This window comes from Streptomyces sp. NBC_01635, assembly GCF_045209715.1.
GTDB lineage: Bacteria > Actinomycetota > Actinomycetes > Streptomycetales > Streptomycetaceae > Streptomyces > Streptomyces hirsutus.
The window spans coordinates 115,908-131,738 of record NZ_CP109277.1; the positions used below are offsets into that span (position 1 = coordinate 115,908).

The 15,831-nt window shown below is 69.4% G+C and carries 14 protein-coding genes; 1 reads left to right on the forward strand and 13 read right to left on the reverse strand.

All coding sequences use genetic code 11. From position 1 onward, the window contains the following. Positions 1–18: 18 nt before the first annotated feature. From OHB56_RS00560 to OHB56_RS00595, 8 genes are all read right to left on the reverse strand, one after another. Positions 19–828: an AAA family ATPase gene (locus tag OHB56_RS00560; RefSeq protein WP_406350998.1), complete on the reverse strand. Its 810-nt coding sequence runs from the start codon at positions 826–828 to the stop codon at positions 19–21. Next, positions 825–2,387 carry a Mu transposase C-terminal domain-containing protein gene (locus OHB56_RS00565; protein ID WP_406351000.1) on the reverse strand — a complete coding sequence of 521 codons (1,563 nt, stop codon included), beginning with the start codon at positions 2,385–2,387 and terminating at the stop codon, positions 825–827. Before OHB56_RS00565 ends, OHB56_RS00560 begins: the two co-directional genes overlap by 4 nt. Positions 2,388–2,408: 21 nt before the next feature. After that, positions 2,409–3,053: a type I-E CRISPR-associated protein Cas6/Cse3/CasE gene (gene cas6e / locus OHB56_RS00570; RefSeq protein ID WP_406351002.1), complete on the reverse strand. Its 645-nt coding sequence runs from the start codon at positions 3,051–3,053 to the stop codon at positions 2,409–2,411. Continuing rightward, positions 3,050–3,859 carry a type I-E CRISPR-associated protein Cas5/CasD gene (cas5e, locus tag OHB56_RS00575; protein WP_406351004.1) on the reverse strand — a complete coding sequence of 270 codons (810 nt, stop codon included), beginning with the start codon at positions 3,857–3,859 and terminating at the stop codon, positions 3,050–3,052. Before cas5e ends, cas6e begins: the two co-directional genes overlap by 4 nt. Beyond that, positions 3,856–5,016: a type I-E CRISPR-associated protein Cas7/Cse4/CasC gene (gene cas7e / locus OHB56_RS00580; RefSeq protein ID WP_406351006.1), complete on the reverse strand. Its 1,161-nt coding sequence runs from the start codon at positions 5,014–5,016 to the stop codon at positions 3,856–3,858. Before cas7e ends, cas5e begins: the two co-directional genes overlap by 4 nt. A gap of 241 nt (positions 5,017–5,257) precedes the next feature. Then, the gene (gene casB / locus OHB56_RS00585) at positions 5,258–5,896 is read right to left on the reverse strand and encodes a type I-E CRISPR-associated protein Cse2/CasB (protein WP_406351008.1); all 639 of its coding nucleotides are present in this window, start codon (positions 5,894–5,896) and stop codon (positions 5,258–5,260) included. Further along, positions 5,896–7,440, reverse strand: a complete 1,545-nt coding sequence (gene casA, locus OHB56_RS00590) for a type I-E CRISPR-associated protein Cse1/CasA (RefSeq protein WP_406351010.1) — start codon at positions 7,438–7,440, stop codon at positions 5,896–5,898. Before casA ends, casB begins: the two co-directional genes overlap by 1 nt. Positions 7,441–7,760: 320 nt before the next feature. Next, complete coding sequence (locus OHB56_RS00595; RefSeq protein WP_406351012.1) at positions 7,761–10,625, reverse strand: CRISPR-associated endonuclease Cas3''; 2,865 nt, start codon at positions 10,623–10,625, stop codon at positions 7,761–7,763. 909 nt (positions 10,626–11,534) lie between these two features. On the opposite strand from OHB56_RS00595, the gene OHB56_RS00600 reads away from it, so the two are divergent. Further along, positions 11,535–11,768 (forward strand): hypothetical protein, encoded by a 234-nt coding sequence (locus tag OHB56_RS00600; RefSeq protein WP_406351014.1) that lies wholly within the window; start codon positions 11,535–11,537, stop codon positions 11,766–11,768. A gap of 569 nt (positions 11,769–12,337) precedes the next feature. Here the strand turns inward: OHB56_RS00600 and OHB56_RS00605 are convergent. From OHB56_RS00605 to OHB56_RS00625, 5 genes are all read right to left on the reverse strand, one after another. Further along, on the reverse strand, positions 12,338–12,484 hold the full coding sequence (locus OHB56_RS00605; RefSeq protein ID WP_326750659.1) for a hypothetical protein: 147 nt from the start codon (positions 12,482–12,484) through the stop codon (positions 12,338–12,340). Continuing rightward, positions 12,469–12,615, reverse strand: coding sequence for a hypothetical protein (locus OHB56_RS00610; protein ID WP_406351016.1), 147 nt, complete (start codon positions 12,613–12,615; stop codon positions 12,469–12,471). The genes OHB56_RS00605 and OHB56_RS00610 overlap by 16 nt, the downstream gene beginning before the upstream one ends. A 313-nt stretch (positions 12,616–12,928) precedes the next feature. Next, complete coding sequence (locus tag OHB56_RS00615) at positions 12,929–13,555, reverse strand: hypothetical protein (protein WP_406351018.1); 627 nt, start codon at positions 13,553–13,555, stop codon at positions 12,929–12,931. Positions 13,556–14,058: 503 nt separating this feature from the next. Beyond that, positions 14,059–14,559, reverse strand: coding sequence for a hypothetical protein (locus tag OHB56_RS00620; protein ID WP_406351020.1), 501 nt, complete (start codon positions 14,557–14,559; stop codon positions 14,059–14,061). A 663-nt stretch (positions 14,560–15,222) separates the two neighbouring features. After that, positions 15,223–15,591, reverse strand: coding sequence for a hypothetical protein (locus OHB56_RS00625; protein ID WP_326750662.1), 369 nt, complete (start codon positions 15,589–15,591; stop codon positions 15,223–15,225). Positions 15,592–15,831 lie beyond the last annotated feature (240 nt).

Consider the following 15,831-nt stretch of genomic DNA (forward strand, 5'->3'; position numbering starts at 1 on the left):
GGCCGAGGGCTGGTGGGGTCAGCTGCGTTGTGGGGTGTGGCGGGTGGTGGGGTCGATGCGGCTGAGTACCCAGCGGATGAGGTCCTTGCTGAGGGTGAGGTCGGGGTTCTCCTCGAGTGCGTCGTGGAGGAGGAGGGTGATCCTTGCCCAGTTCCGGAACGATCCGTGGCCGGCCATGTCGTCGGTGTAGAGGATCAGTTCGGGCTGCGCCCCGGCCCAGGTCCGCTGGTAGGCGGGGATGATGGCCTGGACTTCGGTCGGTGTGAGAGGGCTGAACTGGTACCAGTCGAGGATCCTGGAGTGCAGGGCCGGGTTGTTGAGGATCTTCTGCCGGGCGTTGCCGCTGCCGACGAAGATGATGGCCGCTCGGCGGGCGTCGTCGCCCCACAGCGTGCGGAAGTACTCCAGTGCCTTCGTCCCGAGTCCTTGCACTTCGTCGACGAGCAGGACGCGTGGCTCTGCTTCGAGTGCGTCTTGGATTTGCTGGTCGCAGGGGCCGACGGACTGCGGCGGTTCTCCCGGCAGGTCGAGGCGGCGCCAGAGCTGAGTTCGGATTTCGTTCATGTTGGCGCCGTTGTTGTAGCGCAGCCGCACGGTGATTTCGGGGGCGCGGCGGCGTAGGACGGTGTGGACGGCGAAGGTTTTGCCGAGGCCGACGTGGCCGTGGATGCAGACCATGGCGTTGTGTTTGATGGCCTTGAGGATGCGGGCTTCGGTTTCGGCTACGGCTTTGGTGGCCATGGCGTTGGCTCCGGTGAGACCTAGGTAGTGGTCCTGGCTGGGTGGCGGGAGCTGGCTGGGGCGGGGCGAGGGGGTGGGGGTGCTCACGGCTGGTCCTTGGGGTGTGTCGGAGGCTGGGGTGAGGGTGCGGTGTTGGGGTTGAGGGGCAGGGTCCATTCGGCGTCGGGTTCGGGCAGTTGGATGAGGTCGGGCAGTGCTTCTGCGGCCGGGTCGAAGCCGTCGAGGGCGCGCAGGTGCTCGAGGGCTTCTTCCTCGGGCATCACGTCCAGGGGTTCGGGCGGGGCGGGGCGGGTTGCGGCCGCGTAGCGGGTGTTGCGGTTTTTCTCGGCCTTCTTCAGCTGGGCGCGCAGGCGGTCGGCTTCGCGGCGCCGGGCTCGTTTGAGGCTGAGGGCCTGTTCCCGGGTGGCTTGTTGGGCCATGACTGCGGCGCCGAGGTGGCGGCCGGTGTGCGGGTCGTAGAGCTCGACGCGGTGATCGTGGTGCGGGAGGTAGCGCAGGTTCACCTTTTCGCCGACGCGGCCGTGCATCCAGTCGGCGATGTAGTTGCGCTTGCGCCAGCGGACACCGCCGTTGTTGATGGTCAGGGGCTTTCCGTGGCGTTCGAGGGTGTAGGTGTGGAGGTCTTCGGCGGTGACGGTGTCGATGAGCGCGGGGTCGGCGTCCCAGGCTTCGCAGGGAGTCCGGCCTTTCAGGCTCTTGGGGGTGTTCTCGTGGTTCCAGTGGTGGACCCATTCGAGGACCCGGTCGACGAACGCTTCGAAGTGGAGCAGTGGTTGGTCGGGGTCGACGGGTTTGCCGCCGTGGAGGGTGGGGGCGTGGGTGTAGCCGGGCATGCCGGGGAACAGGGTCTTTTTGATGGCTCCGTTGACTGCTTCGACGTTGCCTTTACCTTCGGGGTCGAAGGGGGGCAGTTCGATGATTTCGGATCCCAGGGCGCCGAGTGCTTCCTTGACCGTGGGGCACAGGAATTCTCTGCCGCCGTCGACGCGCACGTACGTGGGGATGCCGCCGAACGGTCCGTGGTGTTCGTCGATCAGGATGGCGTCGCGGATGGCGACGAGGACGCCTTCGCGGCTGGGGCGTTGCGGGCTGATGGCGAGGCCGCAGATGGCTGAGGTGGCGCAGTCGATGAAGAAGGTGATCCATGGTTTGCGGATGTGGCCTTCGATGCGGACTTTGACGCTGGCTTCGACGTGGTCGGTTTCCCAGGCGTAGTTGCGGTGGTGGCGTTCGCGTTCACCGGCCACGTCGAAGCGTCGGCGGGCCTTCTCGCCGCCGCGGAGGCCGGCCCGTATCCCGGGTGTGAGGGCTCTGTTGGCGGCGCGGTGGAAGGTGGGGAGGGACGGGACGGGGTGGCCTTCGGCGCGTAGTTCCCTCCACGCGGCGGTGGCGTTGCCGCGCCAGCGGGCCACCGCGTCGAGCATGTGGGGGGTGAGGACGAAGCAGGGGCGGCCCTGGGGTTGGTAGGTGCCGTTGTTGGCTCGGGCGTTGGCGAGCCAGCGGTCGACGGTGCGGGGGTCGACGCCGAAGGCGTCGGCAACGCCGATGATCCGGGAGCGGGTGAGCCGTTCTGACTGTTCGAGGGTGTAGAGGCGGTGGATGGCGGCGGCGCGCAGGGCGTTCTGGTCAGGGCTTTGTGTCGTCACGGTTGTGTTTTCTGGTTGGGGTCAGGCGGGGGCGAGTGAGAGAAGGCCGGCTCCGTAGGTTTTTGCTTTGCCGATGCCGGTCTTCAGTGCGTGGGTGAGGAGGCCGGTGTCGGTGATACGGGCGAGGCCGTCGAACTGGGTCAGCGTGAAGTAGGGGGCCGAGCGTGCGAGGCGGGTGCGGGGGAAGGGACGGGGGAGGCCGGAGACGGTGACGGGTTCGAGTCCGACGGCCGCGGCGCGGCGTTGCCACCAGGCGATGGCGTCGTCGCCGGTGAGGTGGGTGATCTTGCCGCGGCGTTTTCCGGTGACGGGGTGGCGGGTGGGATTGCCTGCGGAGCGTGCGACGGTGGGGGCGGCGGTGATGCGGTAGCGCATGGTGCGCCCGGGGGTGAGGGAGTTGAGCAGGGGGGTGAGGTCGAGGGTCCGGGCTGTGCCGTAGTGGGTGGGCAGGGCGGTGAGGTCGGGCGTGGGGGCCGTCTGCACGAGCAGGGTGGGGTCGGGTCCGGGTTCGGTGCGGAACAGCAGGCCGGCGGTGGCCCGGGGGGTGGGGCCGATGTGGTCGGGGACCAGGCGCATGAGGGTCTTGTGGAGACTGTCGACGTCGGCGAGGTCGGCTCTGGCCGCTGCGTTGTGGGGGTTGAGAACGATGCGGGTGAGGCTAGTCATGCGGGTTCTCCGTGCACGTACGCGGTGAGGGCGTCGATCGGTCGGGGTCCCGCATGGAGGTGGGCGGGCAGGTGTTCGGTGGTCATCCACAGAGGGCGTGGCAGGTGACGTCGGGCGTGACGGGTGAGGTTGACAGGTTCGCTGGTGCTTTCCCGGTCGGGCGGAGTGCTGGGGTCGGTGTCGGGGGGTGGGTGTTCCCAGACGAATGTGGTGGGCAGGTGCGTGTCGGTGGGGGCGGGGGGCCGGTTGCGGGTGAGGGGGGTGCGGGTGAGGAGTTCGTCGACGGGGTCGGGGCTGCCCGCGGTGAGGACGAGGGGTTCGTCGGGCAGGCAGACGCGGCGGCCGAGGAACAGTCCGAAGCGGGGGCGTTCCAGGGTTTCGGCTATGTGGTTGATGAGGGAGGCGGGGCCTTGGACGGCGATGGTGAAGACGGCGCCGGTCAGGTAGTCGCGGTGGGAGACGAGCGTGGCCTTTGCGCGTTCTCGTCGGGTGCCCTTGCCGGTGAGGAGGCCTTGTTCGCGGGGGTAGCCGCCGCCGACGGTGTGGAAGTCGCGGTAGAGGGTGCCGGGCTGGTCGATGCGGATGGTGAAGGTCAGATCGCGGTGGCTGGGGGCGGTGGTGTCATCGGGTGACTGCAGGTGGGGGTAGGGGTCGAGGGCGTGTTCGCGGGGACGGCCCTGGGCCGCGGCGAACATGCCGATGAGTGAGGAGCGGGTGGGGAAGGCGCACGTGTCGCGGTAGTGGAAGACGCCGCGTTCGCCGGAGGACTGGAGAAGGCCTGCCAGGCGCAGGACAAGCCCGGTCACGGCCGGCCCGCGGGGGTGAGGGCGTTGGTTGCTGCGGTGGCGCAGGCGGCGGCGAGGTCGTCGAAGGACGTGTGGTGGGTGCCGAGGGCCTTGATGGGCTTGGTGGTGGTGGTGTGTCCGTGGGCGACGAGGTGGCGGGTACCGAGCAGGCGGCTGATGGTGGCGGCATAGTCGGTGAGCGCCTGGCGGGCAGGGTCGGTGTAACCGCCCTGGGGGGCTGCTTTGACGGGCTGTTCGAAGGCGGCGCCGTAGGAGACGGAGCGGCGGTCGCGGACGGCGTAGTGGACGAGGTCGGGGACGGTGTGCGGTGCGGTGGACGTCTTCTTGCCGCCCGGCATGCTCAGGATGAAGTGCCGAACGAAGAGCTCGACGAGATCGTTGACCGTGCCGGCGGGGGCGCCGGATCCGAGGTTGTGGTGGAGGTCGGTGATGTTGATGGTCGCGAAACGGTAGAAGACGCTGGTGGTCAGAAACGCGGTCTGGAGATGGGCGCTGCCAGGGTCTCCGTCCTGGGGCAGGTCTTCCACCGCGGTGAAGAAATCGGGCTGCGGATCACTTTGGTGTACGGAGAAGGCGGGGGCCATCTGCACGGCTGCTTCGACGTGGCCGGCGGGAAGTTCGGCGAACATCCGCCCGAACAGGTTGATGCTCGCGGTGCGGCGGGTCAGGTGCGCGGCGAGGTCTTTGGCGGGCAGAACGGAGTCGATCTTCTTCTTGGGGGTGTGGGCGGCGAGTGCTTCTTCGAGTTCGGTGCGGTGCTTTTCGCACAGGGCGACGAGGTCGTCGATGACGTCCGTCGGGAGGTAGAGCATGGCTTGGGTGCGGTAGCCCTCCTTGGCGTTGTGCTGCAGGCCGCCCTTCTTGGCCGAGTGGACGATCTGTGCCGAGGCGAACGCGGCGAGGGCCGCGGGCCACTGGGCTTCTTGCAGTTTCCGGGCGACGAGGGGCGGCACCATGCGGGTGCGGGCGGCGTGCTCGCCCAGGTCCTGTTCGACGTTGAGGCGGATGGGGCGCTTCCATGCCTGGGGCGAGACGAGGGCCCGGATCGCGTTCCCGAAGGAGATGGTCTTGGGGTCGTTGTCCGCGTCGCGGTTGAGGTTCGCGGCAGTGACGGGGTGGAGGATGTGCAGGTCGAGGAAGCGTGCCGGGGTGTGCATGAGTGTGCTTCTTTCACTGGGGCGGCGGGCATGCCGGTGATACGGCCCGCGGGGTACGGGGTGCCGTGGGCTGCGGGAAGGGTCGGGATCGGTCTGTACCGCCGGCCGGTCTGGGCGGTCGGGCGGGGGCCCAGGTGCGCCGGACGGTTCCGGGACGTGAGCTGCCGGGCGACCTGCCCCGAGGTGGTGTCCCGGTGGGGAGCGCCGGCAGGGAGGGGCGGAGCCGGTTGGGGCGGGGGTGTCAGGGGCGCCGGGGCTCGGGGGTGGCGAGGTAGAAGGCGTCGCGCCAGCGCAAGCCGACCTGGTCACGCTGGTGGGGGCGTTGCACCAGGTCGTGGAGGAGGACACCCCAGTCGGGGGTGATGCCGTCCTTCAGGAGCCGTGTGACAGGTGCGGGCAGGCGGCGGTGCAACTGGTCATCGCTGAGGCGGGTCAGGACGCTCAGGAGGTCCTCGGTGCGCTCCGCTCCGTGGCCGGCTTTGCGTACGGCGGTGGCGAGGGTGGCGCCGAGGTTCGGCCGGGCGAACCAGGCCGCCGGATCCGGCGGTGATGGGGCGGGGTCGGCGGGGGCGACGAGGAGGAGGCCGGGATCGTCTTCCAGGCTGAGGAGGCTGGTGTGGTCGTTCGGGTCGGGGCGCACGCCCGGGGTGTGGGCCTGGGGCCCGGCCGCCGCGATGAGGCTCGCGACGGTGTAGTAGGCGCGGCGCCCGGTGCGGTGCGCGGTGCGCCGGGACAGGTAGCGGTCCATGGGGGCGCATTCCTCGACGGGCCGGCCCCGTCCTCGGCTGAGGCGGGCGCGGACGCCCGGCTCGGCGCACAGGAGGTGGATGTGGGCGACGAACGCGTCGCAGGAGGCGCGGTGTTCGGCTGCGGTGGGCATCAGGCGGCCTTCCGGGGTGCTGAGGGCCGGCGGTAGAGGTCTTTGACGGCATGGGCGACGGCGCGGGCTGCGGAGGTGTGGCGGATCCGGGCGGCTTCGGTGACCTCGCGCAGGGCGGATGCGGCCGCGTCCGCGAACGCGGTGGGTGCACCGGTGTCGGGTTCGTCCAGGAGCCGCCAGAACACCGTTTCGGCCTTCGGCCAGTACCGGGTCAGGGCCTTGCCGGTCCAGGGGGGCCGCTGACTCTTGGCGGGGCTACTGCCGGTGGCGGCCTTCCAGGCCGCCTTGGCGACGGTCGCCAGCCGGCGCGCGGCCCCTTCGGCCTCGCGGCAGCACTCGGCGATGCGCTGGGCTTTGACCGGGTCGTGTTCCTGGGTCCAGTTCAGCAGCGGCGGGGTGAGGGCGGTGTACCACTGCCGGTCGATGACCTTGCCGTCCTGGTCGAATCCGTGAACGCGGATCCGCAGGCTGCGCCGCACGGATTCGGGAAGGTCGTTGAGGGTGTCGAAGATGGCCGGCCGGCGGTGCGTGCCGTGTTCGTCCGGGGCCAGGAGCAGCGTCTCCAGGTCGCGCCACCAGGCGCGGGACGCATCGGCACGGTGGGTAGTGCGGCGCCGAGCGACGTTCTTGCGTTCGGGGATGAAGCGGTAGGCGAGGTAGGGGTCGGTGGTGAGCGGCTTGGGCTGCTGGGCGGCCCAGGTGATGTAGGCGTCGGTGACGGTGGCGCCGCCCTGGCCGGGCACGAGGAGGATCGCGTGCCGGCTCAGCCCGGTCAGCTGTCGGCCGGGCCAGGTCAGCGGGCGGGGCGGGGCCTGCGGGTCGGGTGGTGCGGGTTCTTCCCAGGGGCAGGCGTCGGTGCCGGGGGGCTGTTCGTCGCCGGTGAAGGCAGGCACACCGGTGAGGAGCGTTTCGTGCAGGGTGCGGCCCAGGGGGTGGAAGGAGACGCTGGAGCGCAGGGGCCCGCTGGTCTGCTTCATGCTGGTGGCGCCGTCGATGGTGCGGGGGGTGCCTCTGCCGGAGCGCCCGTAGTAGTGGTGGATGAGCAGGATCTGCAGAGCCTCGGCGGTGGGCACGGGTTCGGTGGTGTGGTGGCTGTGCGGGCTGAACCAGGCCAGGTTGTTGCCGGCGGGGCGGCCGGTCACGAAGGCGTTGATGCCGGTGCTGTGGGGGCACTGGGTGCTCAGCGAGGGTGCCTGCAGCCAGGGTCTGATCGGGTCGAAGACGGCCCATGCGTGCTGGTCGAAGTAGGCGTGGACGGCGTCCGGGGCGAAGCGGCCCTGGTTGAGGCAGGCGCGGCGCAGGGTGTTCCACTGGGAGGCGGTGAGCTCGGGGTCGTCGAGGCCGGTGATCCGGGCGGTGATGGCGACCGCGATCCGCAGGAGTGCCGAGGCTGCCGGCGGGTGGGGCAGGGCGAGGTCGTCGATGCGGTGAGCGTCCAGGAACAGGGTTCGCAGGCCCACGTGGTCGTAGTGGGGGCCGGTGCGGATGTCGATCCAGGGGCTGTCGGCTGCGCTGAACGTGGCGGGCGGGGATAACGAAGGCAAGGGGATGGTTCTTTCGGGACTGGGGAGGGGCGTGCGGAGGTGCCCGGGGTGCGGGCAAGGCGTGGCCGGGGCGGTGTTCTCGGGCGGTTTGTTGCTGTGGGGCAAGGCGGCGGCCGGGGCCGGCAGAGTGCGGCCAGTGCTGCGCAGGGGACATCGCCGCGCCCTTGTGGGGCGGAGCGGTGTGCGATGTGCGGCCAGGCGTTCGGTGGTGTGCGGGCACAGCGAATCATGTCGCCGCGGCGCTTCACGACCGGTGAGAAAGTCTGACTATCGAAGGGTGGCGTGATGCTTTCGGCCCTGAGCTTTACGTGCAGTGATCGCTAGTGGTCTTTGCGGTGCAGGAGGCCGAGTTCTTCGTCCATGCGGAGCCAGTGATGGCCAAAACACTGTTCACTCTTCCGTGTTGAAGAATCAGTGGGCAGCAGCACGGTGTCGGCGAGAAGGGGGTGCTGTTTCCAGCTTGCGGGCGGATGATGCCGGGCGGAAGCGCGGGCGACCCAGGCGGCCGGGACGGGCAGCGTGTGTTCCAGGATGTTGCGCAGGTGGCGCGGGCTGAGGTGTTCCTGGTCCGGGAGCGGGAGAAGGCCGGCTTCGTCGAGGGTCAGGGTGCCGTCGGGGCTGCGGTAGCAGGGCAGCAGGCGGCGGGGCAGGACACCGGGCCGGGTGGCCGCCTGGGCGGTGGTGAGGTGCTGGCGGTGCAGGTCGGCCAGGGAGGAGACCCGTTTCGCCGGGGGTATCAGGTGGATCGCGCTGAGCTGCTGCTGACGGCCGGTGCGGGCCTGGTGGGTGGCAGCCATCTGCTGCAGGCGCGTCGTTTCTGCCGCGAAACCGGAGGTGACGCCGTGGACCCGTTCGACGAGGGCCTGGACATCATCGGGTACAACAAGGGGTTCTTCCTCCAGGGCCGGGAGGAGCCGGGCGGTTTCGTGGAGGGTGACGGCGGGCTCGACCGTCCCCCACCCGGGCGGTAGGGCGGTCGCGCCGCGGGAGTTGACCGGGTGCAGCACCGTCAGCGTCGGGCTATTGTCACGCTCCCACCAGGCGGGGCGGCGGTCCTGCCCGGCCCACAGGCGGGTGAAGCGGCCCAGGCGCCCCAGGCGCTGCAGCAGCCGGGGCAGAGAAGCGAGATCGCTGACCATCAGGTCGACGTCGATGTCCAGGCTCGTATCGAGGAGGCTGGTGGTGACGAAGACGAGGCGGGCCGGACGCGGGCCGGTGGGCCCCAGCCGGTGGCGAAGGTCGCCCAGCGTGTTCTGCCGTCGCCGCCCCCGGACCCGGGCGTGGACGAGGACCAGGTCGTGGGGTGGGCCGGTCCACGTGCGGCGCAGGTACTGGTAGGTGTCCTGTGCCTCAGCGACGGTCGCGCACACCACGGCCGCGCATCCGCCGTGGCGGGCCACCGGCTGGAGCGTGTCGGCGATCACGGCCAGGCGCTCCCCCGCCTCGACGCTGCGGCCGGCCTGTCCCAGGCGCCGGTAGGTAACCGGGCGGATGCGGATGCGAGCGGTCCTGCGCTGGGCGGCCCGTTGCCGGTCCTGGGCCGGTTCGGACATGCGGTGGGCGGTGGCGGTTGCCGCGTCCGCGAACAGCCACCCCGGGTAGCCGGGGGCGAACGAGGCATCGTGGAGACCGGTGCGTCCGGCTCCGGACAGGTAGGCCCGCACCAGCTCGGTGGCGGTGGACGCGGGCATCGTCGCCGACAGCAGGACGACCGGACAGTTCAGGGCACCCAGCCAGTGCAGCAGGCGCAGCAACTGGATCTGGCTGAACGGGTCCAGTGCGTGGGCCTCGTCGACCACGACGGTCTTGCCCGACAGGGCCAGCATGCGCTGCGCGCTGTTACGGACGGGAAGGACGGCCATCTGCGCCTGATCGGTGGTGGAGACGGTGTACTGGGCCAGGAGCGCCTTGTCCCCTCCGTGCAGCCACCGGTCAGGGCCGGCGGTGCCCGGGCCGCACTCCGTCTCGTCGTCCGAGAGGTCGTACGGGTCGTCAGTGAACGGGGCGTCGGATGGTCCGTCCCGGACGGACGTGTCCGCCGGGGACAGGCGCCGGCCGGTGTAGGCCTCGTTGAGTTCGCTGTGGTGGTGCACCAGCGCCACGAGGGCGTACTCGGGCTGGTGGGCGCGCACGTACCGGTCCAGGACCTCGTAGGCCTGGTCGGCGGCGGCCGTGGCCGGCAGCAGCCACATCACCCCCTGAGTACCGCAGTGCTCGTTGAAGATCCGCGCCATCTCCAGGGCGGCCACGCTCTTGCCCGCCCCCATGGCATCCGTGACCACCGCGATGCCACTCCCCCGCTCGGCGACCAGGTGCGGCAACTCCTCCATCACGGAAGCTTGAAGAGCGTTGGGTTCCTTAAGTCCCGGGTGAGCGATGGTGAACGGGACCTGGTTCAGTGCGAAGCGGGCCAGTCCGAGCCGCTCGACTTCCTCCTCGGCCTGCCAGCGGGCGTGACTGTGGTGCTCTGCGGCGCCGAAGGACGGAGTGTCCGCGTTGGGCACCCAGTACCGGCGCTGGCTGGCGACCCGGTCGGCGACCATCGTCAGCCCCGTGATCAGCACCGCAGCCTCGGCCGACACCCGCTTGGGAGCCTCGTCGACGCCGAACAGGTGCCACAGCAGCCGGGTGTAGCGGCGGCGCAGGTCCTGCCACGCGGGTCCGCCCAGGGTGGCCTGCACCCGCTGGGCGGATGCCGCCCCGTCCACGTCGAGTTGCAGGAACCGGCCATGGTGCCCGCCCAGAGACTGAGCGGCGCGTACGGCGGGGCTGTCGTTCCCGCCGACGGCGAATCCCAGCTCGCCCAACAGATGCAGCCCCGCATGCATCGACGCACGCGCGTGCGGCACGTGCACCACCGGGCCCGCATCCGCCAGCAGGTCCTCCCCCAGCCGTATGTACGCTGAGGGCTCAAAGGACTGCCAGTACGGGATCAGCTTCCCGATGTCATGCATGGCAGCCAGGAAACACACCAGCGAACGCGCCTGCTCCTGCGAGACGTCGAGCCCGGCGCTAATGACCTTGCGTTGACTCGGGGTCAGGAACCGGTCCCACAGCACCCCGGCCACCGCACCCACGTCGATCAAGTGGAACAGCAGCGAATACACCCTCAGCGGCGTACGATCGAACTTCCCGTACGGACGAAGGTCAACACCGCCGTTCCGGGCATCCTCAACAGCTCCCATCCCCCCCACACTGCCACCCGCGAAACTTGCGAGAGCTTGATTGCCCAGAAGGCAGCGCAACCAGCCTTGCACGCACTAAAATCCACGCTCTGTACATCGATCCCCTACAGACTCAACCGCTGATGTGACATCATTTCCCTAGCCGGTCGCGAGCAAATGACAGGCAAAGCCAATCAGAATGACCAGGTCAGAGAGGGTAGAGCCCGCGCGAGCGGGAGTGACTCGTTCTCGTACATCCGGCGTGCCTTGATCCTGTCGTAGAGCCCGCGCGAGCGGGAGTGACTCGGCCTCCTCCAGTTGCGCGCACCAGCGGTGCACGTAGAGCCCGCGCGAGCGGGAGTGACTCGGTCTTCAGGATGACCTCACCGGCCTCGCTGTCGTAAGAGCCCGCGCGAGCGGGAGTGACTCGTCGTCGATCGGTTTAGGGTGCAGCACACGCGAGCGACGGTCGCCAGTGCTATACGCATCGGCCATCGGACAGCCTGTTGATAGGCCTGCGAGTTCGGGCGGTACACGCGGTCAGCATGGAGCCGTGTGGAGGTCACCTCACTGAACACCTTCAGGGTGAAACAGCAGGTCACAGCCATCTTCGTATTGTGATTCTCAGTGGAATGAACAGGCAATTCTCAGATGCCTGCATCAACAGTTCTCATTTCATGTCTGAAGCAATCCCGTGTCTCTCCTGCATCTAGCGGGCCATGGAGCCATCTCATATGACATCGGAATGATGATCGCCTATGGCAGGGAGGTGAGAGTCAGCACACAGCCGGGTTCCGCGAACCGTGGACCACGGAGGGCGGAGTACCCGGAGTTGAACTGGGTGCTGACCGAGTGCTGCCCTGGGGCAGCGGATGTAACGCAAACGAACCCGGTTGGCTGATGACCGGACCGAACCCCGACCAATGGCCTGTGATCGTCTGGAGAGGGCACGGCAATCCCCGCTGGGCCCTGTTCAACTGTGGTAGGGCCGAGTTCCTGCGGCGCCTCGTGACTGCTGAATTCGACGCGTGCCCCCTGAGCGACCTCTCGCTGTGGGGACGAGTGGGCGCCTTCGTCCATCACGAGGAGCAGGAACGCCGGTTCCACGCGGGCCTGGATCCGATGACTGGCGAACCGGACCCCTACGCGGGCATGTTCGACTGACAGACAGCCAGTATCTTCACTCAAGAAGACAGGTCCTAGACGTCTGCGGTCGACCCAGGCGGACCGGTCCCTTGCCGGGCCCTGGAGGGGCGGCGGAGTCCGGGCCAGCTGCTCGTCGCTGCGAGTCACCGTGAGGGTGAGGGCGGTGCCGTCGATGAGTGCGGCGGCGAGAACCCCGTGGCCACGACGCGCCAGGCAAAAGGACACAAGGCGACGGACAAACCGTCTGTCCGGGCCACCGAGTTACGCCGGGACACGAGAGCACGGGGACGCCCACCGGGAGCAGCAGCACCGTCGACCACGACCTGTTCTGGCAACGCTTGACCACCCGCTGACACACACCGCCGCCGTTCGCGGCCCCAGCACACCGGCCGACAACCTCCGCGTGCCTACACGCGCATCACCCACACTGTGCAAAAGCCGCCGCCTCGCTCAGCTCATTGCGCAGCACGAACGGCCAGCTCAGCCCACATGGCACCGCTCGCCCACGCCTCCGCGCCGCGTGACCCTCCCCCGGGGAACAGAAATACCGCCCAGTACAGCTGAGTAACAGCAGGTCACAACCAAGATCAATACGCAAGTGCAACAGCCACATCACAGCCGGGGGCAAGCTCGCGGGTGATCTCGCCCATCGCGGCGGAGAGCACATGACCGATCGCCGTGAACGTCTTCGCTCCGGTGACGACAGCGGAGAACGCGATCAGCAGTACTGCCACGAACGGGTGACGCTTCCCGCGTCGGCGCCGCAGATCGGCCGTGTCAGCGGCCGCTCGGCCAGCGGACCGGTCGCGCGGTGCCGATGAGTGGGCGACTTGACCAGGCAGATGGTGGAAGACTGACGGCACATCGAAGCTCCTTTGAGCGAAGGGGACTCGGGAAGGTCACCTCCGCAACGGAGCTTCATTGCGTACGGTTGCGCACCCACCCGGCATCGTCACACCGCCATGACCTGCACACCTACATGATCGCTCCGGCTTTGAAATCGCCCTGAGTGCGCCGGCGTGGTGGGGCTGGGCCGGCAGGGCTTCGTTGTCCGGATTTGTGATGAGGTGCCCGGGCGGGTGCGTGAAAGCGGGGTGTCCGGGGTGGGATGTTACGGGGGACCCCGGCCCGATTCCAGCGGGCCGGGGTCTTCATGTTGTGCTGGGGTGGCGGCTTGGTCAGCGTCCGTTGTTTCCGCCGTGTCCGTTGTTTCCGCCGTGTCCGTTGTTTCCGCCGTGTCCGCCGAAGTAGTGGTCGATGACCCGGAAGCTGCCTACCACTCCGTTCTTGACGAAGACGCCGCCCTGGACGTGGCCGGGGTGCACGCCGGTGCTGGAGCTGTGCGGTCCGACGGTGGCGATGGGGGCGCCGTTGTCGCAGGTGGCTCCGCGGAAGACCTCGACGCTCCTGCGGCTGTCGTTGCGGATGTTGAGGCTTCGGGAGCCCAGGCCGCTCACGATGGTGATGCAGCCGCCCGGGTCGTCCGAGTAGGAACGCTCGTTGATGTGGATCCGGCCTTCGAAGCCTCGGTCTTCGTGGTCCCTGCCTTCGTTGCCCCTGCCTTCGTTGCCCCTGCCTTCGTTGCCCTTGCCGGAGTCGCCGCCCATGAGGGCCGAGGCGGGGGCGGCCGCCTGCTGGAATGCGGGGGCAGCCGCCTGCTGGACTGCCGGGGCGGCCGCCTGCTGGACTGCGGGGGCAGCCTGGGCCGACCCGTAGACAGACGCCGAGGCATAGGTGATACCGGCAACGGCCAGGCCCGCGGCGGCCGCGACGGCCACGGTAACGACGGTGGGACGGGCATTCATCACGCGCTTCTCCTGTCTCGGGAGGTCGGCTGGCCAGCCGACTCGTGATGAACGTACTGACCGATTCCCATGTCTGCCATATCGAGAGATAAAGGGAAGTCGGCAGATTGACCCCAATCGGGTACAGAGGCGACTTGCATGCTGTTTCATGGCGCACTGATGGACAATCAGATTGCTTTTCCTGTAATGGGCTTGATACCCCGATACGCTGTCCGGGGGACTTTGCCGGTGCCTGTTCACCCGCGGCCGCAGCGTGTCGTTCGTTGACACGGCAGGTGAAACCGGTATTCCCGTTGCGCTGCTGGGCGGCGGGTGGGGCCTTCGAGCACGTGGGCGGGCCGGTGACGTGGCGTCTTGCCGTCCGCGGGGTGCAGTTTCTGCAGAGCGTCTCGATGAGGGCGAGGACCTGACGTTGGCCCAGGTCCTCATCACTGTGCACCTGCGGCCGGCGGGTCCACGTGAGCGTCCTGGACGCGTGCCCGCCGCCCGCGACGGGCTGTGGTTCATGGTGACGGGGGCGGCTCGTCGGGCGAACCGGAACCCGGGTCGTCGGGCCGGAGGCCGGGTGTCACCGACTTCGCCTCCTGGACGAGGTGGCCCGGCCGTAGCGGGGCGGGCCCGCTCAGCGCCACGGCGGCCATGACGACGACGATGCCCTGGATGACCAACGAGCAGACGCCCAGGGGTTCCAGCCAGTTGCCGTAGTCGTCCTCGTCGGTGGGAACGGGCGTGGCACGGGTGATGATGTAGCCGATGGTGGTCAGCAACGCGGTGAGCCCTCCCACGACCCAGCCCAGCCGCGGTCCGCGGGTCAGAAGAAGAAGGGCGCCCGTAGCGGTGCCGACCGCGGTGGCGATGAAACCGCCGATGAGGAAGGGCACGTCCGCGTCGATGGCCTCGTAGGCGTGGATCCCGGCATCGGCCAGGAGAAGGACTGCGGCCACAACGCGCGCCCCGCCGTGCTCCGCACGGCCTCGCGGGGTGGAGGCGGGACTGTCCAGCATGATCCATCCCGTGTTCGAGTCCTGGGTCAACAGGTCCCACGCGCCACCGCGCGAGCAGGCCAAGGACATGATGCCTGTCGCCGCGGGCGAATCGCGGACACACGGGGTCGGCGTGTCCGGTGCCGGGCCCCTTTCACGCTTGCCTGCTCACCCGTCCGCCCCCCTTCGCCGGCCTCTGCACCGGCCGGCGAGTGGACGGCGTGGACATGCCGCCCTCCACGCCGTCGACTGCAGGCGGCACGCTGTCGTAGGTCTTGGTGAGCGGCCGCAGAAGCCGCCCACCGACCTCCTCACCGAAGCCTGGAGCACCAGACCCGCCGTACCCACGCCCAGGCCGGAGCCGACCCCGACCGCCGATCCGGCCGGCACCACCACCGCGGCGACGTCGCCGGCGAACGCGGCCCCGGCCGGCGACGACCAGGCGGTAGGGCTGCGCGAGGCCCACGAACACCACCTGCGAAGTGCCGTCACCTTTCGTCGAGATTCACGAGGCGAGTGATCACCAATTGCCTCCAAAACCTACCGACCACCGCGCCGAGACGACCATCCGCTTCGCCCTCTGGGACCAGGCCACCGGAGCCGCCGGCCGGCCCGCCGAGGCCTGAGCACCGGCCCGGAACCCGGCCCCGCCGCACCTCGATGCGCCGGCAGGGACCCACGCCCTCAACCACGTGAGAGCGCCGCCGCAAGCCCTCGAGCAGAGGCGGCCCGACCGCGCATGCGCGGTCGGGCCGCCTCTGCTCGAGGGTCCGGGTGGGTGGCGCAGGCGAAGTTCACCGCCTGGTGCAGGATCCGCTGGTGGCAGGAGAGGAGCCAAAACGCCCGCTTTCCGAGCTCGTCGAAGCCGTCGTCGATGAACAGTCGGCTCAGGCGCGCGTTGAGCCTGTGGTAGACGGAGATCTGTTCCCCGCCGGTCTGCGTCACCGCGCCGGACACCGGCCCCGGCCGGCCGCGTGCGGCCACCACGCGGTCGGCGACGGGCTGGGCTGGAACGGCCTCGTCCACGATCGCCAGCAGCGCATCCTCGGCCACCCGTAGGACAGGGCGATCGCGGCCCGTCGCGGCAGCCCCGGAGGGGCGGCGGTGCGCGGTGAGAAATGCCCGGCAGCGGGCACGCGCACGGTTCCTCCTGGTCGTGTGCACGACCAGGGGCCGCCGGCGGCGTCCGCCGCGGTGCGCGCCGAGCCCCATCACCGGCGCGCTCGGCGCGCACTTCCCGGGTGCCGCCCGGGCCGATCGGCACGATCCGCCCGGACGGATCAGCACGCCGCC

Coding starts and splice junctions, on each gene's coding strand:
- cas6e (WP_406351002.1), bottom strand. CDS start 3,053: ATGACTAGCCTCACCCGCATCGTTCTCAACCCCCACAACGCAGCGGCC.
- cas7e (WP_406351006.1), bottom strand. CDS start 5,016: ATGCACACCCCGGCACGCTTCCTCGACCTGCACATCCTCCACCCCGTC.
- casB (WP_406351008.1), bottom strand. CDS start 5,896: ATGCCCACCGCAGCCGAACACCGCGCCTCCTGCGACGCGTTCGTCGCC.
- OHB56_RS00595 (WP_406351012.1), bottom strand. CDS start 10,625: ATGGGAGCTGTTGAGGATGCCCGGAACGGCGGTGTTGACCTTCGTCCG.
- OHB56_RS00610 (WP_406351016.1), bottom strand. CDS start 12,615: ATGTGCCGTCAGTCTTCCACCATCTGCCTGGTCAAGTCGCCCACTCAT.
- OHB56_RS00615 (WP_406351018.1), bottom strand. CDS start 13,555: ATGAATGCCCGTCCCACCGTCGTTACCGTGGCCGTCGCGGCCGCCGCG.
- OHB56_RS00620 (WP_406351020.1), bottom strand. CDS start 14,559: ATGCTGGACAGTCCCGCCTCCACCCCGCGAGGCCGTGCGGAGCACGGC.